This is a genomic window from Dyella sp. BiH032 (genome assembly GCF_031954525.1).
Classification (GTDB): domain Bacteria; phylum Pseudomonadota; class Gammaproteobacteria; order Xanthomonadales; family Rhodanobacteraceae; genus Dyella_D.
Genome location: NZ_CP134867.1, coordinates 2,160,721 through 2,186,963, shown reverse-complemented (window position 1 = coordinate 2,186,963; position 26,243 = coordinate 2,160,721). Strand labels below are relative to the sequence as shown.

General features: G+C 68.3%; 20 protein-coding genes and 1 tRNA gene. 8 read left to right on the top strand and 13 right to left on the bottom strand.

Annotation, left to right across the window (positions count from 1 at the left end):
* Positions 1–531: 531 nt before the first annotated feature.
* The 3 genes from RKE25_RS09630 to hisS are packed head-to-tail and all read right to left on the bottom strand — an operon-like array spanning position 532 to position 4,127.
* Complete coding sequence (locus tag RKE25_RS09630; RefSeq protein ID WP_311842008.1) at positions 532–2,427, bottom strand: aromatic amino acid lyase; 1,896 nt, start codon at positions 2,425–2,427, stop codon at positions 532–534.
* A 33-nt stretch (positions 2,428–2,460) separates the two neighbouring features.
* Complete coding sequence (locus RKE25_RS09625; protein ID WP_311842007.1) at positions 2,461–2,757, bottom strand: hypothetical protein; 297 nt, start codon at positions 2,755–2,757, stop codon at positions 2,461–2,463.
* Positions 2,754–4,127: a histidine--tRNA ligase gene (hisS, locus tag RKE25_RS09620; protein ID WP_311842006.1), complete on the bottom strand. Its 1,374-nt coding sequence runs from the start codon at positions 4,125–4,127 to the stop codon at positions 2,754–2,756. The genes RKE25_RS09625 and hisS overlap by 4 nt, the downstream gene beginning before the upstream one ends.
* A 180-nt stretch (positions 4,128–4,307) precedes the next feature.
* Between hisS and RKE25_RS09615 the strand changes: the two genes are divergently transcribed.
* Both RKE25_RS09615 and RKE25_RS09610 read left to right on the top strand, forming a co-directional pair.
* Positions 4,308–4,384 (top strand) — tRNA-Pro (locus RKE25_RS09615).
* A 111-nt stretch (positions 4,385–4,495) separates the two neighbouring features.
* Positions 4,496–5,281, top strand: a complete 786-nt coding sequence (locus tag RKE25_RS09610; protein ID WP_311842005.1) for a DUF4349 domain-containing protein — start codon at positions 4,496–4,498, stop codon at positions 5,279–5,281.
* Positions 5,282–5,285: 4 nt separating this feature from the next.
* Here RKE25_RS09610 and RKE25_RS09605 read toward each other — a convergent pair whose 3' ends face one another.
* The 8 genes from RKE25_RS09605 to RKE25_RS09570 form a co-directional block, all read right to left on the bottom strand.
* Positions 5,286–6,095 carry a ferritin-like domain-containing protein gene (locus RKE25_RS09605; protein ID WP_311842004.1) on the bottom strand — a complete coding sequence of 270 codons (810 nt, stop codon included), beginning with the start codon at positions 6,093–6,095 and terminating at the stop codon, positions 5,286–5,288.
* A gap of 206 nt (positions 6,096–6,301) precedes the next feature.
* Positions 6,302–7,777, bottom strand: a complete 1,476-nt coding sequence (purF, locus tag RKE25_RS09600) for an amidophosphoribosyltransferase (RefSeq protein WP_311842003.1) — start codon at positions 7,775–7,777, stop codon at positions 6,302–6,304.
* Between the two features lie 18 nt (positions 7,778–7,795).
* Complete coding sequence (locus RKE25_RS09595) at positions 7,796–8,560, bottom strand: CvpA family protein (protein ID WP_311842002.1); 765 nt, start codon at positions 8,558–8,560, stop codon at positions 7,796–7,798.
* Between the two features lie 19 nt (positions 8,561–8,579).
* Entirely contained in the window at positions 8,580–9,638 is a 1,059-nt protein-coding gene (locus RKE25_RS09590) for an SPOR domain-containing protein (protein ID WP_311842001.1), read from the bottom strand.
* Between the two features lie 118 nt (positions 9,639–9,756).
* The gene (gene folC, locus RKE25_RS09585) at positions 9,757–11,025 is read right to left on the bottom strand and encodes a bifunctional tetrahydrofolate synthase/dihydrofolate synthase (protein ID WP_311842000.1); all 1,269 of its coding nucleotides are present in this window, start codon (positions 11,023–11,025) and stop codon (positions 9,757–9,759) included.
* 28 nt (positions 11,026–11,053) lie between these two features.
* A complete protein-coding gene (locus RKE25_RS09580) occupies positions 11,054–11,650 on the bottom strand; it encodes a GNAT family N-acetyltransferase (protein ID WP_311841999.1) in 597 nt (198 codons plus the stop codon).
* A gap of 2 nt (positions 11,651–11,652) precedes the next feature.
* Complete coding sequence (locus RKE25_RS09575; protein ID WP_311841998.1) at positions 11,653–12,057, bottom strand: ketosteroid isomerase-related protein; 405 nt, start codon at positions 12,055–12,057, stop codon at positions 11,653–11,655.
* A 61-nt stretch (positions 12,058–12,118) separates the two neighbouring features.
* Entirely contained in the window at positions 12,119–14,077 is a 1,959-nt protein-coding gene (locus RKE25_RS09570; RefSeq protein WP_311841997.1) for an acetyl-CoA hydrolase/transferase C-terminal domain-containing protein, read from the bottom strand.
* 85 nt (positions 14,078–14,162) lie between these two features.
* Between RKE25_RS09570 and RKE25_RS09565 the strand changes: the two genes are divergently transcribed.
* From RKE25_RS09565 to RKE25_RS09550, 4 genes are all read left to right on the top strand, one after another.
* Entirely contained in the window at positions 14,163–15,635 is a 1,473-nt protein-coding gene (locus RKE25_RS09565) for a phospholipase D-like domain-containing protein (RefSeq protein WP_311841996.1), read from the top strand.
* Positions 15,636–15,736: 101 nt separating this feature from the next.
* Positions 15,737–17,089 carry an exodeoxyribonuclease VII large subunit gene (gene xseA / locus RKE25_RS09560; protein ID WP_311841995.1) on the top strand — a complete coding sequence of 451 codons (1,353 nt, stop codon included), beginning with the start codon at positions 15,737–15,739 and terminating at the stop codon, positions 17,087–17,089.
* A gap of 720 nt (positions 17,090–17,809) precedes the next feature.
* Positions 17,810–19,453: an acetolactate synthase large subunit gene (locus RKE25_RS09555; RefSeq protein WP_311841994.1), complete on the top strand. Its 1,644-nt coding sequence runs from the start codon at positions 17,810–17,812 to the stop codon at positions 19,451–19,453.
* Between the two features lie 13 nt (positions 19,454–19,466).
* Positions 19,467–20,897: an aldehyde dehydrogenase family protein gene (locus tag RKE25_RS09550; protein WP_311841993.1), complete on the top strand. Its 1,431-nt coding sequence runs from the start codon at positions 19,467–19,469 to the stop codon at positions 20,895–20,897.
* A gap of 481 nt (positions 20,898–21,378) precedes the next feature.
* Here the strand turns inward: RKE25_RS09550 and RKE25_RS09545 are convergent, their stop codons facing one another.
* Complete coding sequence (locus RKE25_RS09545) at positions 21,379–22,188, bottom strand: AraC family transcriptional regulator (protein ID WP_311841992.1); 810 nt, start codon at positions 22,186–22,188, stop codon at positions 21,379–21,381.
* Positions 22,189–22,504: 316 nt separating this feature from the next.
* Here RKE25_RS09545 and RKE25_RS09540 point away from each other — a divergent pair, with 316 nt between their 5' ends.
* Positions 22,505–23,563, top strand: coding sequence for an NAD(P)-dependent alcohol dehydrogenase (locus RKE25_RS09540; RefSeq protein ID WP_311841991.1), 1,059 nt, complete (start codon positions 22,505–22,507; stop codon positions 23,561–23,563).
* Between the two features lie 72 nt (positions 23,564–23,635).
* Here the strand turns inward: RKE25_RS09540 and RKE25_RS09535 are convergent, their stop codons facing one another.
* Positions 23,636–25,063: a sugar porter family MFS transporter gene (locus RKE25_RS09535; RefSeq protein ID WP_311841990.1), complete on the bottom strand. Its 1,428-nt coding sequence runs from the start codon at positions 25,061–25,063 to the stop codon at positions 23,636–23,638.
* A gap of 201 nt (positions 25,064–25,264) precedes the next feature.
* Here RKE25_RS09535 and RKE25_RS09530 point away from each other — a divergent pair, with 201 nt between their 5' ends.
* Positions 25,265–26,011, top strand: a complete 747-nt coding sequence (locus tag RKE25_RS09530) for a YdcF family protein (protein WP_311841989.1) — start codon at positions 25,265–25,267, stop codon at positions 26,009–26,011.
* Positions 26,012–26,243: the final 232 nt, after the last annotated feature.

Below are 26,243 nucleotides of genomic sequence, written 5' to 3'. Positions count from 1 at the left end.
TCCCCGGAGGGGAGAAGGAGAAGTGCGGTACCGAGGCGAGAACAACCCAAACAAGAGCGAGCGAAGCGACGCTCCGAGTTGCTCTTGATCTCCCGGGTTCCCTTCGCGGCGGTGAGGGCTGGACGATCAGGCCCGCGAAGCGGGGCGGGGACAGGACGTCCCCGCCTTTTCGATCAGGGCAGGGATGCCCTGTCGAAAAGCCCGGCCAGCCCTCAACGCACCCGCAGCAGCGTAGGCTGCGGAGGGCGCCGCGCAGGGGGCCCTTCTTCTTGGTTACTTCTTCTTGGGCAAGCAAGAAGAAGTAACTCGCTCTCCGGCAGGAGAGCGAAACCCTCGCCCCGCGAGGGGCGAGACACGACTGGCCATGAGGCGACAACCGAGCCGTGACAGCACCGGCTTCCGGCCTACGTCGGAATGACGAAAGTGAGCAGGCGACGCCAGAAACAAACACCCGTCGTTCGCAAACCAACCCAAACCTGCAACATGTAAACAACCACCACTCGAAAACCGAGGCCAAAAGGGAAAGCCCCCTTACCCCACCTCAAAAACCCGCTGCCGCACCAATTCGCACACCGTGCGCACATCCCCATCCATCGCCCGGTCCCTCGACATGAACGACACATGCCGCCGCAGCGTCTCGTGCGCGCGCCGCACCGCCACGCCCGCGTGGAAATCACCCACGCCGGCCAGTGCGGCCGTCAGATCGCGGACCTCCGCGGCGAACTGCGCATCGTGCGCGCTGCCCTCGCGCGGGGCATTGGCTACCTTGCCGGCCAGCGTCTGCCAATCGCCGCGCGCGGCCACGCGGCGTGCGGCATTGAGCATGGCCTGGCGGAAATCGAGTGCCTGTGCGGCGGTGTACAGCTCCAGCGCGATGACGTGGCTGAGGTCTTCCGTCATCTCCAGTACGTGGCGCGCCTCGTTGGCGCCCATCGAGACGTGGTCTTCCGCGTTCGCGCTGGTCGGCACGGAGTACACGCTGGCCGGATGCGCACGCGTGGCCAGGTCATTGACCAGTGCGGCGGCGGTGTACTGCACGATCATGAAGCCGGAATCGGTGCCGTCCTCGTTGCCGGTGAGGAAGGCCGGCAGGCCGTCGTTGGTGGCCGGGTCAACCAGCTTGTTGAGGCGGCGTTCGGAGATCGAGGCCAGCACGGGAATAGCGGCCTTCACGTAGCTCATCGCCAGCGCCAGCGGCATGCCGTGGAAGTGGCCGGCGGAAATCACCTGCTCTTCGATGTACTGCGCGCCCTCCGCATCCGGGAAGATCAGCGGATTGTCGGTGACGGCATTGAGTTCGATGTCGATCACGCGGCAGGCCTGCGCCCAGGCGTCGCGTACCGCGCCATGCACCTGCGGCATGCAGCGCAGGCAATAGGCGTCCTGCGGCTGGTGCTTCTTGCCGCCCTTGAACGGCAGGAAGCGGCTGTAGAACGCTTCGCGGCCGTGGCGCTGGTTGGCCGGCACCCACTCCCAGCCGATGTCGAAGCTCAGCGCCTGGTCTTCCGGCTCCGCCCACGCGTCGGACGTCCAGGAACGGAAACGCGGTACCAGGTGATACGGAATGTCCAGCAGCGTGCTGCCGTCCAGCAGGCCGCGCACGCGCGCGGCCACGTCGACCTGCCCCGGGTGCGGGCGCAGCGCATGCACTTCCGGCCGCAACGCGCCGCTGCGGCCGGCGAACGCGTCCAGCGTCATTGCGGCGGCGAGGTCGGCCAGGTCCAGCAGATATTCCAGCGTGTCCAACGCCAGCGCCCCGGTGGCGAGCATTTGTGCGGTGCCGTTGTTGAGCGCCAGGCCTTCCTTGAAGGACAGGCGGATCGGCGCGAGACCGGCGCGCTCCAGCGCTTCGGCGCCGGGCAGTCGCTCCCCCTGGTAGAAGGCTTCGCCACCACCCAGCAGCACGATGGCCAGGTGCGACAGCGGCGCGAGATCGCCGCTCGCGCCCACGGAACCCTTCTCCGGCACCACCGGCACCACGCCGCTGTTGAGCAGCGCGGCGAGCGCGCGCAGCGTCTCGACGCGGATGCCGGAATGCCCGCGCATCAGCGTATTGATGCGGATCACCAGCATCGCGCGCACCACTTCCTCGGCGAACGGCTTGCCCACGCACACGGCGTGCGTGGTGATGAGGTTGTGCTGCAGCTCCTCCATCAGCGTGCCTTCCGGCTTGTCCGGATGGCCGCCCGGCAATTCGTCGCGCAGGCGATGCGCGCCCAGCAGCTTGTCGGCATTGCTGCCGAAGCCGGTGGTGACGCCGTAGGTCGGCTCGCCGCAGCTCACCTTGTCGGCGAGGAAATCCGCGGCGCGCTGCACGCGCGCCAGCTGGGCCTCGTCCAATGCCACCGGCACGCCCTGGCGGGCAGCTGCTACCAGTTGTTCGCGCGTCAGGCTGTTGCCGTCCAGCAATATCGTCTTGGCCGTCATAAACGCTCCGCGCCTTCGGCGCCGGTCAATGTCTTAGGAATGAGAGATGCACTGCACGTCGGCGCGCACGATCAGCGTGGGGCCTTCGCCGGACACCGCATTGCCGTGCCAGCCGCGGCCGGCGATCTGCGGCGCGACTGGCTCGTGCCCGCCCGGGCAGAGCTTCTGCGCGCGCCGCTGGAACTGCGACAGCAAAGCCTCCGGGCCGGCGCCGCCGGTATGAATGATTTCGTAGTGCCCCGGCGCGGGCGCGCGGGTTTCCCAGCGGTCGCCCGAGCAGCCGGCCACGACGAGCACGGGCGCGAGCCACCACGGCCAGCGCGGCTTCACCGGCCGATCTCGGCCTGCGCCAGTTCGACCCGCAGGGTCTTGATGAGATCGGCGCGCGCGACTTCGAACTGGTCCTCGCGCCGCAGGTCCTTGACCGTAACCACGCCCTTGGCCAGCTCGTCCTCGCCCAGCACCAGCACGAAGCGGATGCCGGCACGGTCGGCGTACTTGAACTGCTTGCCCAGCTTGCCGCCTTCCAGCACCACTTCCGTGGCGATGCCGGCGCCGCGCAGCTCGTTGGCCACGGCCAGGTAGGCCGGCAACTGCGCCTCGTCCATCTGCGTGACGAGTACGTCCACCGTGCTGCGCGCGGTGTTGATCAGGCCGGCGTCGCGCAGCTGCCAGTACAGGCGCGTCAGGCCGATCGAGATGCCCACGCCCGGCAGGCGCGACTTGGTGTACTGGCCGGCGAGGTTCTCGTAACGGCCGCCCGAGCAGATCGAGCCGATCTGCGGGTAATCGTTGAGCGTGGTCTCGTAGACGGTGCCGGTGTAGTAGTCCAGGCCACGCGCAATCGAGAGATTCAACGCGAAATGTGATTCTGGCACGCCGAAGTCGCGGATCAGGCCGAGCACTTCCTTCAGTTCGGCGCGGCCCTGCTCCATCGATTCGGGGCCGGGGCCCAGCGCATCGAGCTTGGCGAACGCGTCGTCGAGCGAGCTGGAACGCACCTGCACGAAGGCGAGGATCTTGTCCGCGACGTCGACGCTCAAGCCGAAGGCTTCGCCGGTGAGCGTCTCGCGCACGTAGTCGGCGCCGCGCTTGTCCAGCTTGTCCACTTCGCGCAGCACCAGGGTCTGCTGTTCCGGGTCGGCGACGCCCAGGCTCTCGAAGAAGCCGCGCATCAGTTTGCGGTTGTTGAGCTGGATGGTGAACGCGCCGATGTTCAGCTCGCGGAACACGCTGTAGATCACCGCCGGCAGCTCGGCGTCGTAGCGCACCGACAGGCCGTCCTTGCCGATCACGTCGATGTCGCACTGGTAGAACTCGCGGAAGCGGCCGCGCTGCGCGCGCTCGCCGCGATACACGCGCTGCATCTGGTAGCGGCGGAACGGGAAGCTCAGGTCGTGCTCGTGCTCGGCCACGTAGCGGGCCAGCGGCACGGTGAGGTCGAAGCGCAGCGCCAGTTCCGGCTTCTCGCCCTGTTCGAGCGAACCGGTGGATTGCACGAAGTACACCTGGCGCTCGGTCTCGCCGCCGGTCTTGGTCAGCAGCACGTCCGAATACTCGATCACCGGCGTCTCCACCGGCAGGAAGCCGAAGCGCTCGTAGTTGCGACGGATCGTGTCGAGCATGCGCTGGAAAGCGATCTGGTCGAGCGGCAGCAGCTCGAGTACACCGGGCATGGTGCGGGCCGGGGTAAGCGCCATGAAATCCTCTGCTTCGAAGGGAAACGTGCCAGTAGCTCAGGCCGGCGCCGGAGGCGCACGGCGGTAGCCGCATAGGTTAGCAGAAGGCCCGCCCTGCTCTTTTGGCGCGGCATCGCCTCGGACGAGTCTTCCGGACCTGTTGCGAAGTCTCGAAAGGGTCATTAAGATACGCGGCTCCCACGGGGTGTAGCTCAGCCTGGTAGAGCGCTACGTTCGGGACGTAGAAGTCGCATGTTCGAATCATGTCACCCCGACCAAATTCGATGATGAAGCCGGCCCAGCGCCGGCTTTTTCATGCCCGCGCGACAGCGACGCCACCCGTCGCGCATACTCGGCGCCACCTTTCTCCCTGACGCAAGGAACGCGCCGTGCCTCGCCTCGTACCGGTCCGGACGACTGCCGCCGTCCTCTTGTCGTTGTCGTTGCTCGCGGCCTGCTCGCGCAAGCAGGAAGTCGCTCCGCAGGCGGGTCTCGCGGGCGAGAAGAACAAGGCTCCCGCGCAGCTGGCCTATGAACACCGCCTCAGCGTGCGCCTGCCGTCCCAGAACATCGCCCCGCAACTGGCGGCCACGCGCGAGGCTTGCGAAACGGCGCGCTTCGGCGAATGCAATGTGCTGCGCATCGAGCAATCGAGCTGGAACAGTTCGATCACCGTGCGCATCGTGCCGGCCGGGGTGGAACCGCTGGTCGGGCTGGCCGCCAAGGGCGGCGAAGTGGGCGAGCGGGAAACCCGGGCGGAAGACCTCGCACCCGCGGTGGCCGACAACCAGCGCCAGCAGGCACGCCTGCAGGCCCAGCAGAAGCGCCTGGACCAACTGGCCGCGCGCAAGGACCTGGCCGTCGCCGACCTGATCGCCCTGGGCAAGGAACAGGCCGAGATCGAAACGGAACTGCAGGCGTTGGAACAGGCATCTGCCATGCAACAGCACCGCATCGCCACCAACCTGCTGACGCTGGAACTGCGACCGGCCAATGCCGATACGCGCAGCTCGCGCCTGCGCCAGTCCTTCGGCAACGTGCTCGACCAGTTCGCCGACGGACTGGCCAGCGCGATCGAAGCGCTCAGCTACGGCCTGCCCTTCCTGCTGCTCGGTTTTCCCCTGCTGCTGCTGTGGCTGTGGTTGTGGCGCCGCTTCGCGCGGCGCCGAGGCTGAGCGTTCAGTCGAGCAGCGCCAGCTCGGCCAGCCGGTCCATTTCCTCGGCGTCGAAACCTGCTTCCAGACGCGCAGCGCGATTGAACGGGCCGCGCGGCGTGCGCCCCATGTAATCCCGCAGCAGATCGAGGAACGCCTGGCGCGGCTCCAGCCCGTCCCGCTCGCAGCAATGGCGGAACCAGCGCGTGCCCGCGGCGACGTGGGCCACTTCCTCGCGCAGGATCACGTCCAGGATCGCGATGGTGCGTTCGTCGCCCACGCTGCGCAGCCGCTCGATGATGCCCGGCGTCACGTCGAGCCCCCGCGCCTCCAGCACGCGCGGCACCAGCGCCATGCGCGCGGTGTCGTGGTGCGCGGTCTTCTCCGCCATTTCCCACAGGCCGTTGTGGGCGTCGAAGTCACCATAAGCGTGGCCCAGTTCCGCCAGGCGTTCGGCAAGCATCGCGAAATGACGGGCTTCGTCATGGGCGCAGCTGGCCCAGTCCAGGTAGTACGCCGCCGGCTTGCCGCGGAAGCGATAGACGGCGTCCCACGCCAGGTTGATCGCGTTGAACTCGATGTGCGCGACGGCATGAGCCAATGCCGCGCGCCCTTCCGGCGTACCTAGACCGCGGTTGGGCACCTTGCTGGCATGCACCAGGCGCGGACGTTCGGGGCGGCCCGGCGGGCCGATCGGCACCGGCGGTGGCGATGAAGGGTTCGGATGCAGTTCGCCGGCCTGCAGCGCAGCCCAGGTCGCATGCGTGAGGCGCACTTTCTCTGCCGGATCGGTGGCGTCGAGGCAGCGCTTGGCGGCTTGGTGCAGGTCGTCCATGGAGAGGGAGTTTAGCGTTGGCCGAGGCATGGGCTCGGCCGGCGGATCCGGCGGTGAGCGCAGGCGCGAAGGCGGCGATGAGGGAGTGCGCCGGCTAAGGGACTGAAGTGCGGGAGGTCTGCGCTCCGTAGGTTCCCCTCACCCCAACCCTCTCCCCGGAGGGGAGAGGGAGCTGCGGGCCTCTCCGATCAGGAGAGGGCCCGGGGTCATGCGCTGCGGCGTGCCGCCTTCGCGTCGTCCGAGCGCAGCATCTCGATCTGCTCCAGATACTGCTTGTCCAGGCCGGTCACGTACTCGCCATTGAAGCAGGAAGCGTCGAAATGCATCAGCGATTCGTTGCCGTCCTGCACCGCCCAGTACAGATCCTTCAGGTCCTGGTAGATCAGCCAGTCGGCGCCGAGCATCTTCTCCACTTCCTTCTCGGTGTGGCCGGCGGCGACCAGCTCGGAGGCGGCGGGCATGTCGATGCCGTACACGTTCGGGTAGCGCACCGGCGGTGCGGCGGAGGCGAAGAACACGTTCCTGGCGCCGGCGTCGCGCGCCATCTGGATGATCTGGCGCGAGGTGGTGCCGCGCACGATCGAGTCGTCCACCAGCAGCACGTTCTTCTTGCGGAACTCCAGCTCCACCGCATTGAGCTTGCGGCGCACCGATTTCACGCGCTCGCCCTGCCCCGGCATGATGAAGGTGCGGCCGATGTAGCGGTTCTTGACGAAGCCCTCGCGGAACGGCACGCCCAGGGCCTCGGCCAGTGCGCTGGCGGCGGTACGGGCGGTGTCGGGAATCGGAATCACCGCGTCGATGCCGTGGTCGGGCCGCTCGCGCAGGATTTTCTCGGCCAGCTTCTGGCCCATGCGCAGGCGCGCCTTGTAGACCGACACGTTCTCGATCATCGAGTCCGGCCGCGCCAGGTAGACGTACTCGAAAATGCACGGCGCGTGCACCGCGCCCTCGGCGCACAGGCGGCTGAAGAGCTGGCCGTCCTCGCTGATGAATACCGCCTCGCCCGGCGCCAGGTCGCGCAGGCGCTTGAAGCCCAGGATGTCCAGCGCCACTGATTCGGAGGCCACCGCGTACTCGCGCCCTTCCGCCGTGACGCGCTCGCCCAGCACCAGCGGGCGGATGCCATTGGGGTCGCGGAAGGCCAGCAGGCCGTAGCCCAGGATCAACGCGAGGCAGGCATAGCCGCCGCGGGCGCGCGCGTGCACACCGGCCACGGCCTTGAAGATGTGATCGGGCGTGAGCGCCATCCGGCCCTGGATCTGCAGCTCGTGCGCCAGCACGTTGAGCAGCACCTCGGAGTCGGAATCGGTGTTGATGTGGCGCCGGTCGTCCTCGAACATCTCGCGGCGCAGCACCTCCGTGTTCACCAGGTTGCCGTTGTGCGCGAAGGCGATGCCGTAGGGCGAGTTCACGTAGAACGGCTGCGCCTCGGAGGACCCCTCCGAGCCGGCCGTCGGATAGCGGCAATGCCCCATGCCGATGCGCCCGCGCAGGCCGCTCATCGAGCTCTGGCTGAACACGTCGCGGACCAGTCCGTTGCCCTTGTGCAGGCGCAGCCGTGCGCCCTCGACGGTGGCGATGCCGGCCGCATCCTGGCCGCGGTGCTGCAGCACCGTCAGGCCGTCATAGAGGGCCGATGCCACCTCGGTGGTACCGACAATGCCGATGATTCCGCACATGGTTGTTGCCTGTAGAGCTTAGGGATTCGTTGTGTGGCGCGGCGCGTGGTCCACGGAAGCCGGGTCGCGCTCGGTACTGAGGTTGTCCATTCCGCGCGGCGCGGCATCCACCGAGGCCGGATCGCGTGTCGTCGTGCTGCGGCCGGACGCCGGGCCCATGCCCTGCATCGCCGCCGGCAGCGAAGGAAGCTGGCTCGGCAACGACAAGCCGGACAGGCCCGCCGGCAGCTCCGGCAGCTTCGACGGCAGTTCCGGCAGCTTCGACGGCATCGCCGGAAGCTGGTCCATCACCGCCGAGGGCTGCAGGAAGCGCTTGGCGCTGCCTGGCACCTGGTCGCCGAGCCACGCAGCCACTCCCTTGAACTGCGGCAGCAAGACCGACTGCTGCCACCACGGGTCGCGGGCGAGCGCGGTCAAGCTGACCAGGAACACACCCACCGTCACCACCAGCACGCCGCGAGCCAGGCCGAACAGCATGCCCAGCAGGCGATCCGTGCCGCTCAACCCGGTGCCCTGCACCAGCCGGGCCACCAGGAACCGCAAGATCACGCCGCCGACGAGCACGCCGACGAAACATGTGCCGTAGCCGGCCGCCAGTCGCGCCGAAGGCAGGCTGATGCTGTGCTCGTACAGCGAAGACACCGACGGGCCGAAGATCCAGGTCACCCAAGCCGCGGCCACCCAGATCATCAGGCCGAGCACCTCGGAGATGAGGCCGCGCCACAGCCCGATCAAGACCGACAGGCCAAGCACCGCGAGGATGATGTAGTCGGCCCAGTTCACTGTCGTGACTGCCTGCGCCTCAAGGTGCCGTGACGACGTTGCCGGCGAGGCCGAGCTTGCTCTTGATCTGGTCGCGCACGCGCAGTGCATCGTCGCGCTGGGTCTGCGGGCCGGCGCGCACGCGCCACAGCTGCTTGCCGCCCGCGTTGACCGTGTCCACGTAGCCGTCGAAACCGTTGGCGCGCAGCTTGTCGCGCAACGCGTTGGCGTCCGCCTGGCTGCCCATCGCCGCCACCTGCACTGCCCAGCCGCCCGCACGCGCGGCGGGTTTGGCGGCAGCGGGCGCGGCTGCGGCTGCGGCTGCGGCCGGAGCGTCGTCTTGCGCGGGCGTGCTGGCGCTGCCTTCGAGGCGAGCCGGTGCGCCAGGGATCGTCTGCGTGATCTTCAGCCGTGCGGCTTCGGCAGCCGCGCGGCTGTCGAACGGTCCGGCGGTGACAAGGGTGAGCTGCTTGCCGCCCTGCGTGATCGGGCGGCTGGCGACCGGATAGCCCAGCGCGCGCACGCGCTGCACCAGGCTCTGCGCGCTGGCGGCGGACGCATAGGCGCTCAGATTGAGCGTGAAGCGGCCGTGCGCGGCAGTCGCCGCCGGCTGCTCCGGCGCCGGCGTCGCGGCAGGCTTGCTGTCGGCGGGCTTGGTCTGGGCGGGAATCACCGGCTGGGCGGCGGGCTTCGAGGAAGCCTGTCCCTGAGCCGGGATCACCGGCTGGGACGGGCTGCTGCCCGGCGTGACGGTGGTCGGCGCCGGCTTCTGCCCGGCGGCGGGATCGGTCTCGACGTCGCGCGGCCGGTTGGAACCGATGTCCACCGTGGCCAGCCGGTCCGAGCCCACCGGTGTCGCCGCGGCCTGGCCGGCGGCGGAGGAGGCAGGACGCGGGGCCGCGGCGGCCGTGGATGCCGGCGCGGCGCCCGGGGTCAGGCTCATGGTGCGCGTCTGCAGGTCGCGGTCGGGCGCGGGCGGGATCGCCAGGCTTACCGTTTCGTCGCCACCCGTGCCCGGCGGCGTGCTGGAGAAGAACATCGGCACGAACAGCACCGCCAGCGCGATCAGGACGGCGGCACCCAGCAGACGTGTTTTCAAGAGGGGCTCCAAGGCGGCAAAGCGCAAACAAGAAACGGCGGGATTATACCCGACCCAGCCGGTCACCCATGCGAGCGCGGCGATGACGGATCAGTGGACCGTGCGGCCCGCCATGCGTTCATTCCGAAAGCACGGCCGCTGCGACGAAGAAGGAACCGAACGCCAGGATCCGCTCCCCGGGCTTCGCTGCCGCACGCGCCGCGGCGAGCGCGGCGGCCACGTCGGCGTGAACGTCGCAGGCAGGATCCGGCAAGGTCTGCCGCAGCGAGTCGCGCAACGACGCCGCGGGCAGCCCGCGCGGCGTATCGCGCTCCAGGCTGGCCAGGTGCCAATGTCCGATGCGCTCGCCCAGCGCGGCGATGACGCCAGCCACGTCCTTGTCCGACAGCGCGCCGTACACCGCGTGCACGCGTCCGCCCGGATGCGCATCCAGCCATTCGGCCAGGGCGCGCGCCGCCTGCGGGTTGTGGCCGACGTCCACGATCAGCTCCGGGTCGCCGCCCAGCGATTGCAGGCGCGCCGCGACGCGGGCCGTCCTCACGCCTTCGGCGGCGGCCTGCGCCAGGGCCTCGGGCCGGACCGGCCCGCCGCTGCCCGCCGCATGCAGGGCCGCGATCGCCGCCGCCGCATTGGCGTATTGCACCGGCGCCGCGAGCGCGGGGTCCGGCAGATCGAATGAGGTGCCATCGGCGTGCCGCCAGCGCCAGCCGGCCGCCTGCCGTTCCACCTCGAAATCGATGCCGGCCCGCTCCACGCGCGCGCCGCAGGCGGACAACGCCTCCAGCAACCCGGAAGGCGGCGCGCGCTCGCCGACGATCGCGGGCCGGCCGGCGCGCGCAATGCCCGCCTTCTCGCGGCCGATCAGGTCGCGGTCGGCGCCGAGCCAGTCCATGTGATCCAGATCGACGGTGGTGATCACCGCCACGTCCGCGTCCACGATATTGATGGCGTCGAGCCGTCCGCCCAGCCCCACTTCCAGCACCGCCGCATCCAGCCCTGCGCGGGCGAACAGGTCCAGCGCGGCAAGCGTGCCGAACTCGAAGTAGGTGAGCGGGATGTCGCCGCGCGCCGCCTCGATGCGCTCGAAGCTCTCCACCAGCGCCAGGTCCTCCGCATCGCGCCCGTCGATGCGAATGCGCTCGTTGTAGCGCAGCAGGTGTGGCGAGGTGTAACAGCCGACGCGGCACCCGGCCGCGCGAAGCATCGCTTCGAGCATCGCCACCGTGGAGCCCTTGCCGTTGGTGCCGCCGACGGTGACGACCCAGCGCGCCGGCCAGGGCGTACCCATGCGTTGCCAGACCGCGCGCACGCGCTCCAGGCCCAGTTCGATGCCGCGTGCGTTGACGCGCTCCTGATAGCTCAGCCACTCGGCCAGCGTGCGGGACATGCGTGGGGTTTCCGCAAAGTAAAGAGAGTCAGGCGTCCAGCGGACGCAACCAGAAGCGCAGCGAGTGGCCGCGCGGCTCGGCATCGCCCGGCTCCTTCCACGCCAGCATGCAGAACATGTCTTCCTGCCGTTCATAGCCGCGCTTGCGCCAGAAGGCATCGTTGGGCCGGTAGCCGGCGGGCCGCCGCGGGTCGTCTTCTGCCCGTTCCACCGCGCAGAACGCGGTCAACCGAAAGCCGCCGAGACGCCGCGCGTGGGCTTCGCGTTCGTCGAAGAAACGGTGGCCGATGCCCTGTCCGCGGTAATCGCCCAGCAGCACCGACTCGCCGAAATAAAACACTTCGTCCAGCGGCAGGCCACGTTCAAGGAACGGCCGATGGAACGCCTCGCCATCGTCCGCCAGGGGCAGTCCGGTCGACGCGCCGACCACCCTGCCCTCGTCCAGCGCCAGCACGAAGACGCTGCGCGGCGAGCGCGCATAGGCGGTGAGATAACGCTGTTCGTACGCCGCATCGCCTTCGTACAGGTACGGATACTCGCGGAACACCGCGATGCGCAGCCGGGCCAGGTCCCTCACGTAGGGAGCCACCGCCTCGCCGGCGCAGGTGATGACGTCGATCGCCATGCTCAGCCGCCGACCTGGGCGATCCAGTCGTTGAGGTTGTAGTAATTGGTGACGCGCGCGATGCGCCCGTCCCGCAGCTCGAAGAACGCGCCGCCGGGCAGTACGTATCGCTGCCCCTGCGCCGGCGGCAGGCCTTCGTCGTCGGCCAGGTATTCCCCGTGCACCACGTATTCGGCGGCGGCGCGGCGGCCATCGGCGCTGACCATCACTGCGATGTCTTTCAGCTGCTCGCGATAGCTGCGCTCCATCCGTCCGAGAAAGGCGGCGAATGCGTCGCGCCCGGTCTCGCGCCCGCCCTGGTTGACGTCGTGGGCGACGTCGTCGGCAAGGCAATCGAGCATGGCGGACCAGTTCGCCTGGTTGAAGGCGTCGTAATAGCGGCGGATCAGGGTTTCGGCAGAGGACATGGGGACCGGGCGTCGTCGTCGGGCGGAGAAGTTTAAAGCATGGGGCAGCCCCGCCCTTGCCTCACGAGGCCCGCGCCTTGGCCGTGCGCCGCAGCCCCGCCAGCACGAGGCGCCGCAGCGCCCGCTCCTTCAGGCTGCCCTGCCCGACCAGGTCCATGCGCACCAGCGCCTCGTCCTCGCCTGCGGCGGTTTCCCCCGGCCGGAACCATGCGCGCAGCAGACCCAGCCGTCCGCGCCAGGAGCCGCTTGCCGACTTCAGCCAGCTCAGCGCCGGCAGCAGGCGCTGCTCCACCTCGGTGAAGTCACTGCCGAACGGAAAGGCCGGAAACAGCCCCAGGCGTTCCAGCGGCGCCAGCGCCTCGCGCAGGCATTCGGGCCGGTTGCGGCGCCATTTCTCGGGAATCTGGAAATCGGGCGACAACTTGCCCGCCGCCTTGGCTTCCGCGCACAGCGCATCGAGGAAACGCGCGTCGCTGATGGAGAGCATGGCTTCCACGCATTCGCTGTCGGTCTTGCCGCGCAAGTCCGCCACGCCGTACTCAGTGACGAACAGGTCGCGCAGGTGGCGCGGAATGGTGACGTGGCCGTAGTTGAAACGGATATTGGTTTCCACCGTGCCGCGCACCTTGCGCGTGGCGCGCAGCAGCAGCGCGGAACGGCCATCCGGAAGTTCGTGGGCCATCGCCACGAAGTTGTACTGTCCGCCCACGCCGCTGACCACGCGGCCGTCCTCCAGCCCGTCGGATACCGCCGCGCCGAGCACGGTCGCCATCATGCAGGTGTTGAAGAAGCGCGCGCCGCGCCGCTGCAAGGCGGCCAGCGTCTGGTGGTTGCCGTACAGCTGGTTGACGTTGGAGACGCGGCACATGTCGATGGCGTCGGGATCGGCCGCCTCCGTCTCGTGCAACCAGCGGTACAGCTCTTTCGTGCCCAGGAAGAATGCGCCGCGCAGGTAATGCCCGCCGGGTGTTTCCGGCGCGAGCCGCCCCGCCGCCGCGGCACGCTCCAGCGCCAGGTTGTCCCAACTGCGCCGCCGCAGGATGCCGGCGCGCTGCAGGTGCATGAAGCCATCCATCACCATTTCGCTGGCGCCGTACAGCCCCGTCTCGAACGGCGCCAGGCCGCCGAAGCGCGCGGCCAGCGCATGCGTGGCGCCGCGCGGGTCCAGCGCCACCAGCGCGCGGCGCCAGTGCACGTTGTCGCGCTGGCGCATCAGCAGCGCGTGCACCAGCGCATCGGCCAGCGCGCCGATGCCGATCTGCAGGCAGCCGCCGTCCTTGACCAGCGCGCTGGCGTGCAGGCCCAGCGCGTACTCGGCCAGGTCCACCGGCTGCCGCGGCAGGGCAAAGAGTGGCGCGCTCGTCTCCGGGTGAAGTTCCAGGTCGAAGAAATCCTCCGGCACTTCGGCGTGGCCGCTGAGGTAAGGCAGGTCCGGATGCACTACCGCCACGCACAGCGGCCGCGGCTTGCCGGCCGCCTTGGCCTGGTCGAGGAAATCCAGCGTGAGGTCGGGGTTGCAGGACAAGCTGTAGCGCACGCCGGCCGGCGTCTCGCGCCGGGCCACCAGCTGCACCAGCAGGTTGATGTCCTGCACGACCAGGTCGCGCGCGACGTGCGTGTAGTTCTGGCTGATGTAGTTGCGCTGCGCGCTGCCCGAACCCAGCAGCGCGCCGGACTGCATGTAGAACTCGTGCACCGCCACGTTGGGCGGCAGCGCGTTGCGGGCCTGGTCGACGGCGTACTGCGGGTCCTCGGCGTCCAACCCGAAGTGGCGGTCGAGGAACGGCTTGGCGAAACGCTCTTCCAGACCCGGCGCGGGCCGCGGCCGGGTGAGCGATAGCGCGGTGTAGAGCGTCATGGAACGGGAGGCGTCGTCCATCGCCAACCGGTACAGCGCATTGAGCAGTCCGTGCGGCTTGCCCAGTCCGAGCGGCGCGGCGATGCGCAGGTCGGGCCCGAGTCGTTCGGCGATGTGCCGGGCGCAGGCTTCCGTGTCGGTGTGACGTTGCTCGGGCGTCATGGGCGCGCAGCATGACAGAAACCCCGAGCACGCTGCATGACCCCGCTTCATCCCTCCTTCACGGCGTCCCCGGCGGCCTCCGGCCATGTCCTACACTGCCGCCATGAACTCCACCGCGTTCCCTACGTCGCCCGGTCGCCGCTTCGCCGAACAGGCCCTCAGCCGCGCCGCGGGCGCGCCGCTGTTGCCCGGCAACCGCATCGACCTGCTGATCGACGCCGCCGCGCATTTCGAGGCCTGGCTCGGCGCGATCCGCGGCGCGAAGCAGCGCGTGCTGCTGGAGAACTACATCATTCGCGACGACGAAGTCGGACGCGCCTTCCGCGACGCGCTGATCGAGCGCGCGAAGGATGGCGTGACCGTGGCCGTGGTGTGCGATTGGGTAGGCTGCCTGGGCCAGTCGCGCGCCGGTTTCTGGGCGCCGCTGCGGGCTGCCGGCGGCCAGGTGCGCGTGTTCAATCCGCCGCAGCTAGGCCAGCCGTTCGGCTGGATCAGCCGCGACCATCGCAAGCTGCTGGTGGTGGACGGCGAGGTGGGCTTCCTGTCCGGCGTCTGCATCAGCCAGAAATGGCTGGGCGACGCGGCCAAGGGCATCGCCCCATGGCGCGACACCGGCGTCGCCCTGCACGGGCCGGCGGTGACCGAGCTGGAACTGGCGTTCGCCCAGAGCTGGTCGAGCATCGGCGAAGCGCTGCCGGACTTTCCCCACCGGCCGACCCGGCCCGTCGGCGACGTGGCGTTGCGCGTCATCGCCACGCAACCGTCCACCGCCGGCATGTACCGGCTGGACCAGATGATCGCAGCCATGGCGCGCAGGACGTTGTGGCTGACCGATGCGTACTTTGTCGGCGTCGCGCCCTACGTGCAGGCGCTCGCCTCCGCGGCGAAGGACGGCGTCGACGTGCGCCTGCTGGTGCCCGGCAGCAGCGACATCCCGGTGGTCGCCGGCATGTCGCGCTCCGGCTACCGGCCGCTGCTGAAGGCCGGCATCCGCGTGTTCGAATGGAACGGTTCGATGCTGCACGCCAAGACCGCGGTGGCGGATGGCCAGTGGGCGCGCGTGGGTTCCTCCAACCTCAACATCGCCAGCTGGCTGAGCAACCGCGAAATCGACGTGGCGGTGGAAGACGCCGGCTTTGCCCACCAGCTCGCGGCGCAGTACGAGAAGGACCTGGGCAACGCTACCGAGATCGTGCTCACGCCGCGCCGCTACCGGCCGCATACCGACCGCGTCAGCACCGCCGCGCGCCCGCAGCGCAGCGGCCGCATGGGCGGCAGCTCCAGCCGTGCCGCCGCCGGCGCGCTGCGCATCGCCAACACCATGGGCGCCGCCTTCGCCGACCGCCGCGTGCTGGGCGACACCGAGACCGGGCCGCTGGTCAGCGGCACGCTCGTGCTGTTGCTGCTGGCGGCGGTGGCCATCTTCTGGCCGGCCGTGGTGGGCTGGCCGATCGCCGTGCTGGCGCTGTGGTTCGCGCTCAACTTCGGCATCCGCGCCTGGCGCGCGCGCAGGAGGCATCAGCGGCGGATCCAGGCGGCCAACGAAGCGGAGCCTTGAGCGACTTATCAGGCGCTTAGCCGGGGCCTCTGACAAGCCACCTGCGCTCTCCCGTCCAAGTCGATGGAATCCAAGCGGATCGTGCTAGTCTCCCGCTTTCCATGCACTCGCCCGACGCACCCGCGCCGCCGCCGCGGCACATCCTCACGCCAAGCTCGCTCAACCGGCTGGTCCGCGACCTGCTGGAGGACGCGCTGCCGCTGGTGTGGATCGAGGGCGAGCTGTCCAACGTGGCGCGGCCCGCCTCCGGGCATCTGTACTTCACCCTGAAAGATGCCAACGCGCAGGTGCGCTGCGCGATGTTCCGGCCTAAGACCGGCTGGCTGCGCTTCCGCCCCGTCGACGGCATGCACGTGCTGGTGCGCGCCCGCGTGGGCCTCTACGAACCGCGCGGTGAATTCCAGCTGGTCGCCGAACACATGGAACCGGCCGGCGAAGGCGCGCTGCAACGCGAGTTCGAGCAGCTGAAGGCGCGCCTGGATGCGGAAGGTCTGTTCGACCCGGCACGCAAGCGCCCACTGCCCGCCTTCGCCAAGCGCATTGGCGTCATCACCTCGGCGACCGGCGCGGCTGTCCGCGACGTACTCAGCGTGATGTCGCGACGCTGGCCGCTGGCCGAGGTCGAGGTGCTGCCCGTACCGGTGCAGGGCCGCGAAGCGCCGCCCGCGATCGTCTCTATGCTCCGCCGCGCCTCGGCCAGCGGACGCTATGACGTGCTGCTGCTGACCCGCGGCGGCGGTTCGCTGGAAGACCTGTGGGCCTTCAACGACGAACAGGTCGCGCGCGCGGTGCATGCCAGCGCGGTGCCGGTGGTGTCGGCGGTGGGCCACGAGGTCGATTTCAGCATCGCCGACTTCGTCGCCGACCTGCGCGCGCCCACGCCTTCCGCCGCCGCGGAACTGCTGGTGCCCGACGCCCAGGCCATCCGCCGCCACCTGCAGCAGCTGCGCCAGCGCATGGCCACCCTGCAGCAACGCCGGCTGCACGCGCTGATCCAGCGCACCGACCATCTGCTCGCCCGCCTGCAGGCGCAGCGCCCCCAGACCCGGCTGCTGCGCGACCGCGAACGCCTCGCTCATCTGCGCCATCGCCTGGCCGTCGCCATGCGCGAAGCGATGCGCGACCGCGAACGCCGCCTCGAACGCACCCACGCCCGCCTGCTCGCCCGCCATCCGCGCCAGCGTCTTTCGCTCTACGCACAACAGCTCGCGCAACAGGAACGCCGCCTGCGCCAGGCGATCTTCCAGATCCTCGAACGCCGCCGCGCCTCCCTCCACCAGACCGCCCGCGCCCTCCACGCCATCAGCCCCCTCGCCACCCTCGATCGCGGCTACGCGATCCTGTTCGACGACCAGGGCCACGTTATCCGCTCCGCCAGCAGCGTCGCCGTCGGTGCGCGCGTCAGGGCGAAGGTGGCGGATGGGGACATGGCGTTGCGGCGGGAAGAGGATTGAGTCCGGGCGTTGGGGGTCGATATTGAGGGTGGAGACATAGAAACGTCTCCGCGAGCACCCGCCCCTCATCCCGCCTTCTCCCTGGAGGGGAGAAGGAGAAGTGCGGTACCGCGGCAAGCAGCAACGACCAAACAAGAGCGAGCGAAGCGACGCTCCGTGCCGCTCTTGATCTTCCGGGTTCCCTTCGCGGCGGTGAGGGCTGGACGATCAGGCCGCCAAAGGCGGGCGGGGACAGGACGTCCCCGCCTTTTCGATCAGGACATGGATGTCCTGTCGAAAAGCCCGGCCAGCCCTCAACGCACCCGGAGCAGCGTAGGCTGCGGAGGGCGCCGCGCAGGGGGCCCTTTCTTCTTGGTTACTTCTTCTTTGGGCAAGCAAAGAAGAAGTAACTCGCTCTCCGGCAGGAGAGCGAAACCCTCGCCCCGCACGGGGCGAGACAAGGCTGGCTATAAGGCGACAACCGAGCCATGTCGCTACTGGATTCCGGCCTACGCCGGAATGACGAGGATCGGAGGGCGAGGCGACCCATAGCGCCCGTTGGGTTCGCAAGCTCACCCCAACCTACGTCCGACATACGCGCGAAACGCCTCAGCGGAGCACCACAAGAAACCGAATAACAACCCACCACATTTCATATAAGCAACCACCCCACATCTCACACCTTCTGAACACCCCCGAGCGCATCCTGCCCGCCCATCTGCCCCGATGGAGCCCGAATGCATGAAAGCCGCGGCGCTGTTCGTAAAGGCACTCGAAGCCGAAGGCGTGCGACGCATCTTCGGCGTCCCCGGCGAAGAAAACCTCGACCTCGTCGAAGCCCTGCGCGATTCGTCGATCGAGCTGATCGTCACCCGCCACGAACAGGCCGCCGGCTTCATGGCCGCCACCTGGGGCCGCCTCACCGGCGAGGCAGGCGTGGCGCTCTCCACCCTGGGACCCGGCGCCACCAACCTGGTGACCGCCGCGGCGTATGCGCAGCTCGGCGCCATGCCGATGCTGATGATCACCGGCCAGAAACCCATCCGCACCCACAAGCAGGGGCTGTTCCAGCTCGTCGACGTGGTCGACATGATGCAGCCGCTCACCAAGTACACGCGCCAACTCGTCTCCGCCCCCACCATTCCGGCGCGCGTGCGCGAAGCATTCCGCCGCGCGGAGGAAGAACGCCCCGGCGCGGTGCACCTCGAACTGCCTGAAGACATCGCGCGCGACGAGGTGGAAGACGCCATCCTGCTGCCCACCGAATACGCGCGCCGCCCTTCCCCCGACGACGCCGCGCTGGTGCAGGCCGCCGAGGCGATCGCCTTGGCCAGGCATCCGATCCTGATGATCGGCGCGGGCGCCAACCGCCAGCGCACGGCGGTGGCGCTGCGCGCATTCATCGACAAGCTCAGCATCCCGTTCTTCACCACCCAGATGGGCAAAGGCGTGGTGGATGAAGACCACCCGCTGTGGCTGGGCAACGCCGCGCTCTCGGACGGCGACTTCGTGCACCGCGCGATCGGCGCGGCGGACGTCATCATCAATGTCGGCCACGACGTTGTGGAGAAGCCGCCGTTCTTCATGCAAAAGGGGCGGCGCACGGTCATCCACATCAACTTCTCCTCGGCGGAAGTAGACACGGTGTACTTCCCGCAGATCGAAGTCGTCGGCGACATCGCACATACGGTCGAACGCCTCACCGACGCGCTGAGTCCGCAGGCGCACTGGAACTTCCGCTACTTCGACGAAGTACGCGCGGCCTTCCATCGCCAGCTCGCCGAGCATGCCGACGATCCGCGCTTTCCCATCCACCCGGTACGCCTGGTCGCCGATACGCGCAAGTTCATGCCCGACGACGGCGTGCTGTGCCTGGACAACGGCATGTACAAGATCTGGTACGCGCGCTACTACCGTGCGCGCCAGCCCAACACCGTGCTGCTCGACAACGCGCTCGCCACCATGGGCGCCGGCCTACCCTCGGCGATGGCGGCCAAGCTCGTGTATCCGGAACGCAAGGTGCTGGCCATCTGCGGCGACGGCGGCTTCATGATGAATGCGCAGGAGCTGGAAACCGCCGTGCGCCTGAAACAGGACCTGGTGATCCTGCTGCTGCGCGACGACGCCTACGGCATGATCCGCTGGAAGCAGGCGGAGATGGGCTACAAGGATTTCGGCATGCAGTTCGGCAACCCCGACTTCGTCAAGTTCGCCGAGGCACATGGCGCGCACGGCCATCGCCCCTCCAGCGCCGACGAGTTCCTGCCCACGCTCAAGCGCGCCTTCGATCAGGGCGGCGTACACCTGATCGACCTGGCCATCGATTACAGCGACAACCACCGCATACTCAACGAAGAGATCCGCCGCCTCAGCGCGGCGGTGTGACCGGAGTTCCGACATGCTCGAAAAGAAGTACCCCTACTACCTCGCCAACAAGGCTCAGACATCCAAGGAATGGATGGACGTGGTGGACAAATACAGCGGCAAGGTAGCCACGCGGGTCGCGGTGCCCGATGCCAAGGCCGTCGAACAGGCGATCACCGCGGCGGTGAAAGCCGGCGGCCCCATGCGCGACTTCAAGCCCTGGGCACGCCAGGCCGTGCTGCAGCATTGCGCGAAGCGATTCGCCGAGCGCCGGGACGAATTGGCGTACGCGCTGTGCGTGGAGGCCGGCAAGCCGATCAAGGACTCGGCCGGCGAAGTCACGCGCCTGATCGAAACCTTCACCATCGCCGCCGAAGAGGCGGTGCGCGTGAACGGCGAATCCATCAACCTGGAAATCGCCAAACGCCTGGACGGCTATCACGGCTATACCAAGCGCGTGCCGCTGGGCCCGGTGTCCTTCATCACGCCGTTCAACTTCCCTCTCAATTTGGTGGCGCACAAGGTGGCGCCCGCCATCGCCGCGGGCTGCCCATTCGTGCTCAAGCCGGCCGAGCGCACGCCGATCGGCGCGCTGATCATCGGCGAGGTGCTGGCGGAAACCGACCTGCCCAAAGGCGCGTTCTCGATCCTCAACCTGGACGGCAAGCATGCGTCTCCGCTGGTGGAGGACCCGCGCTTCAAGCTGCTCTCCTTCACCGGCAGCCAGATCGGCTGGGACCTCAAGGCGAAGGCTGGCCACAAGAAGGTGACGCTGGAACTGGGCGGCAACGCCGCCTGCATCGTCGATGCCGACCAGAAACCGCGGCTCGATCACGTGATCGAACGCCTGATCTTCGGCGCGTTCTACCAGTCCGGCCAGAGCTGCATCAGCGTGCAGCGCATTTATGTCCACGAAAGTCTCTACGACGAGCTGAAGAAGCGCCTGGTCGCCGCGGTGAAGGCGCTCAAGGCCGGCGATCCCAAGAAGAAGGAGACCTTCCTCGGCCCCATGATCGACGAAGCCGCCGCCGAACGCCTGCACGGCTGGATCGAAGAAGCACGCAAGGCCGGCGGCAAGGTGCTGTGCGGCGGCTCGCGCAAGGGATCCATGCTCGACGCCACGCTCATGGAGAACGTGCCGCGCGACGCCAAGGTCAACCGCATGGAGGTATTCGGCCCCTTCGCCCTGCTCGCACCGTTCAAGACTCTGGACGACGCGATCGCCATGACCAACGACTCGGACTACGGCCTGCAAGCCGGCATCTTCACCGACAGCCTTACCCACGCCATGCGCGCCTGGAACGAGCTTGAACAAGGCGGCGTCATCGTCAACGACGTACCGAGTTTCCGCGTGGACAATATGCCCTACGGCGGCGTGAAACTGTCCGGCGCCGGACGCGAAGGCGTGCGTTACGCGATCGAAGACATGACCGAACTGCGTTTGATGGTGATGCGGGAGAGTTGAAGGTACTCATGCCTTGCGTTGAGGATGCGTTAAGGCGAGCACCCGCCCCTCATCCCGCCTTCTCCCCGGAGGGGAGAAGGAGAAGTGACGGACCGAGGCGAAAACCAAACAAGAGCGAGCGAAGCGACGCTCCGTATCGCTCTCGATCTGCCGGGTTCCCTTCGCGGCGGTGAGGGCTGGACGATCAGGCCGCCGCAGGCGGGCGGGGACAGGACGTCCCCGCCTTTTCGATTCGGGCAAGGATGCCCGATCGAAAAGCCCGGCCAGCCCTCAACGCACCCGCAGCAGCGAAGGCTGTGGAGGGCGCCGCGCAGGGGGCCCTTCTTCTTGGTTACTTCTTCTCGTGGTCCCCCTTGAGGGGATGGGCAAGCAAGAAGAAGTAACTCGCTCTCCGGCAGGAGAGCGAAACCCTCGCCCCGCACGAGGCGAGACACGGCTGGCCAGCAAACCGCAGCAGACGCCGGCACCGCCAGCCCCCCCATCACGCCACACTCGCCTCCAACCGCAACCTCCCCACATCCCGCAACGGCGGCGCCCCAAAATGCCGGCTGTACTCGCGACTGAACTGAGAAGGGCTCTCATATCCCACCCGATGCGCCGCCGTCGCCACATCGCACCGCTCGGCCAGCAACAAACGGCGCGCCTCCTGCAGGCGAAGCTGCTTCTGGTACTGCAGAGGACTCAATGCCGTTACCGCGCGAAAGTGGTGATGCAGCGACGACGTGGACATGTTCACCAGCGTCGCGAGGTCATCGATGCGAAGCGGTCGGTGATAGTGCTCGCGCAGCCACTGCACCGCACGCGCGACCTGATGGCCTTGGCTGCCCGCCGTGGCGATCTGCGCCAGGCGCACACCCTGCTCGCCCGTCAGTAGCCGGTACAGCAGTTCGCGCTCGGCTAGCGGCCCCAGGAACGGCAGATCTTCCGGGGTCTCCAGCAGGCGCACCAGCCGCAGCACCGGATTCAGTAGGCCGGCATCCGCCGTGCTCAAAGCGATGCCACGGGAAGACACCGTCGCCCCGCGCGGCATGCGCACTTCCGGCAGCAATTCGCGGATGCGCTGCAAGTCGAGGCGGAGATTGAGGCACAGGCAAGGCTCGCCGGCATCCGCGCGCAATACCTGGGCGATCACGGGCATGTCCACCGAAGTGAGTAGGTACTTGCCTGGCTCGTACACCAGCGCGTCCTGGCCGGACACGATCTGCTTGGCCCCGCGCAGCGCCAGGCCGATGCCCGGCTCGTACAGCGTGCAGGTGGGCGTGCTGGTGGAATCGGCACGGAAGACGGTCAAAGGTCCCCACGCCGTGGCGTGGGTGCCCTCCGTCGCAGCGTATCGTTCAACCAGCGCTGTCAATTCCTCGCGGGAACGCTCCAGGGTCGTCCCGGCACCGTCAGATAAGGGCATGTATTGCATGGCCTTGCATTGAAAAGCGACGGGGCAAGCTTGCCTGTTTCTGCGTCCCACGGCGACCCTGGCCACGACACTTTGCAGGATCGGGCAACGATCCCGCTGGATCCGGCTAACCCTGCGCCGGCTCGCGAATCCATACTTTTCAGGTCATTCACCGCCTCATTGCCCCACCCCATCGACCTAGGAGCACCGCCCCATGGCCCAGTCCATCCAAGGCTACGCCGCGCAGTCCGCCACCACCCCGCTGGCTCCGCACCGTTTCGAACGGCGCGATCCGCGGCCGGACGACGTGGTGATCGACATCCTGTATTGCGGCGTCTGCCATTCCGACATCCATCAGGCACGCAACGAATGGCATAACAGCATCTATCCGATGGTGCCCGGCCACGAAATCATCGGCCGCATCAGCTCGGTCGGCGCCGAGGTGAGCAAGTTCAAGGTAGGCGACATGGTCGGCGTCGGCTGCATGGTCGATTCCTGCCAGCATTGCGGCGCCTGCCACGCGGGCCTGGAGCAGTACTGCGTCGAAGGCGCCACCTGGACCTACAACGCCATGGACCGCCGCGACGGCATGCCCACGTTCGGCGGCTATTCCGAGCGCATCGTGGTGTCCGACAAGTTCGTCGTGCGCGTACCCGACAAGCTCGACCCCAAGGCCGCCGCGCCGCTGCTGTGCGCGGGCATCACCACGTGGTCGCCGCTGCGCCACTGGAAGATCGGCAAGGGCAGCAAGATCGCCGTCGTGGGCCTGGGCGGCCTGGGCCACATGGGCCTGAAGTTCGCCAAGGCCATGGGCGCCGACGTCACCCTGTTCACCCGCACCCCGGACAAGGAAGCCGAGGCACGGCGCCTGGGCGCCGACCACGTAGTGCTGTCCACGGACCCGGAACAGATGAAGGCAGTGTCGCGCGCGTTCGACTTCATCCTCGACACGGTGCCGAGCCCGCACGACCTCAATCCGTACCTGTCGACCCTGGCCATCGACGGCACGCTGTGCCTGGTCGGCCTGCTCGAACCGGTCGAGCCGCCGGTGCAAGCAGGCAACGTGGTGATCGGCCGCCGCTCGATCGCGGGCTCCGCCATCGGCGGCATCGCCGAGACGCAGGAGATGATGGATTACTGCGCCGAGCACGGCATCGTGGCGGACATCGAGATGATCGACATCCAGGGCATCAACGAAGCCTACGCACGCATGCTGCGCAGCGACGTGCGGTACCGCTTCGTGATCGACATCGCGTCGCTGAAGAAGGCCTGACAAAGCCAGGCGTATAGGCTGGGGCGAGCCACAGGCGAACCCCAGCCTACGCGGGCGAGATGCAGAGCTGGCTCAGCTCTGCATCTCCTCCAGTTCCATCCCCTTGGTCTCCCGCACCGCTTTGGCGACGAACACCAGGGAGATCAGCGCGAACAGCGCGTACAGCCCATAGGCCAAGCTCAGGCCCGCTTCCGACAACGCCGGGAAGGTGCTGGTGATGACGAAGTTCGCCACCCACTGCGCCGCCGCGGCCACCGCCAGCGCCACTGCGCGAATGCGGTTGGGGAACATCTCGCCCAGCAGCACCCACACCATCGGCCCCCAGCTCAGGCCGAAGAACACCACGTAGGCATTGGCCGCCACCAGCGCCACCATGCCCCACGGCGCCGGCAGGCTCAGCGCCGCACCGCTGCCGCTGGCCTGCGAGAAGCACCACGCCATCAGGCCCAGCGTGACCGCCATGCCGGCCGAGCCGACCAGCAGCAGCGGCTTGCGCCCGACGCGGTCCACCAGCGCGATCGCCACCAGCGTCACCAGCACGTTCACCACCGACGTCACCACGCTGATCGTGAAGGCATCCGACTCGCTGAAGCCCACCGAATGCCATAGCGTGGACGAGTAATAGAAGATCACGTTGATGCCGACGAACTGCTGGAACACCGACAGCAGGATGCCCACCCACACCACCGGCAGCAGACCGGCCACCGGGCCGCGCAGGTCGCGCAGGTCGCGCAGACCCTGACGGTATTCGGAGCGCAGGCTCTGCGCGATGTCGGCAAGCTTGCGATCGAGTGCGCCTTCGTCACGCAGATCCAGCACTTGGCGCAGCACGACCTTCGCCTCGTCCATTCGTCCCTTGGCGACGAGATGGCGCGGCGATTCGGGCACGCCCAGCACCAGCGAACCGTAGATCAGCGCGGGCAGCACCGCGACCAGGAACATCCAGCGCCACGCGGCCAGGCCCAGCCACAATGGCTGCGACGCGCCGCCGGCCGAGCTGGCGAGCCAGGCGTCACTCAGCAACGCGGCGAAGATGCCCAGCACGATCGCCAGCTGCTGCAACGAACCCAGCCGTCCGCGCACCTGTGCCGGCGAAACCTCGGCGATGTAGGTCGGCGCGATCACCGACGCCATGCCCACGCCGACGCCACCCACCAGGCGCCACAGGACCAGGTCCCACACCCCCGCGACCAGGCCCGAGCCCAGCGCGCTCAGGGCGAGGAACGCCGCCGCCACCTGCATGGTGCGCACGCGGCCCCAGCGATCCGCCAGCGGACCGGCATACCACGCGCCCAGCGCCGACCCGAGCAAGGCGCAGGAGACGGCGAAACCGATCCGTCCCGCGCCCAATCCGAAGCTGCCGCGCACCGCATCGACCGCGCCGTTGATCACGGCGGTATCGAAACCGAACAGAAAACCGCCCAGCGCCGCCGCGGCGGCGATCAACACCACGCGCGCGGTGGCGCGCCCTTCCCCTTCGACGATGTCCACTGCATTCATGCGTGCGGCTCTCCCCGTGCCGTGCGTTGAAAAAAAGTCGGCCGATTCTGCGTTGCGTCCGGGCCGTCGGCGGATGAATACGTATGCAGCTCGTGCTGCTAAGCAACACGTTTCGCATGCCACGCGAGTGGCCATGCGCTCCGCCGCGATGTGCGCGGCGCAGGTTAAGCTTCCCCCTTTGCCCCAGCCTGGACGCAGACGATGACACTAACCGTATTGCTGCTGTTGTGCCTGCTCGCCTTCGCGCTGCGGCGCCGTCGCCCCGCCGCCACGCGCGCCGTCCTCGTGCTGGCTCTGCTGCTCGTCGCCGCCATCGGCTGCGGGCCGATACCCGCATGGCTGATGCGCGGCCTGCAGGACGACTATGCAGCTACGCCGGCGCCGCACTGGCAGGCACGCAACGCGATCGTGCTGCTCGGCGCAGGCACCTTCCGCGACCCCATCCACGGCACGCTGGAACCGAGTTTCTTCGCCAATGGCCGCATCCTGGCCGCCGTCGCGCAATACCAGTCCTGCCATGCCGCCGGCGGCGATTGCAAAGTGCTGGCGAGCGGCGGCGATGCCCTGCACAACGGCGCCCCGGAAGCCACCGTCTACCGCGACACCCTGGTCCGCGCCGGCGTCCCCGCCGGCGATGTGCTGCTGGAAGACCGCAGCCTCAGCACCTGGCACAACGCCCAGTACAGCAAGCCGATCCTGGACACCTACGCCCCGCAGCACACCGTCCTGATCACCTCCGGCTTGCACATGCGGCGCAGCCTGCTGTACTTCGCCCACTTCGGCATCCAGCCGCAAGCCGTGCGAGGCGATCTGATCGAACCGCTATGGTCGTTCTACCCACTGTCGTGGAACTTCACCGTGGCGGACGCGGCGCTGCATGAATACGTAGGGATCGCGCGGTATCACGTGTACAACGCGCTGGGGTGGAATGCGCCGAGGGTGCGGTGAGGTTTCGTTCTTAGAGCTCGCTCTGGCAACCGTTCCCGCGAGCACCCACCCCTCATCCCGCCTTCTCCCCGGAGGGGAGAAGGAGAAGTACGGTACCGCGGCAAGCAAAAACAAAAACAAGAGCGAGCGAAGCGACGCTCCGTAACGCTCTTGATCTTCCGGGTTCCCTTCGCGGCGGTGAGGGCTGGACGATCAGGCCGCCGAAGGCGGGCGGGGACAGGACGTCCCCGCC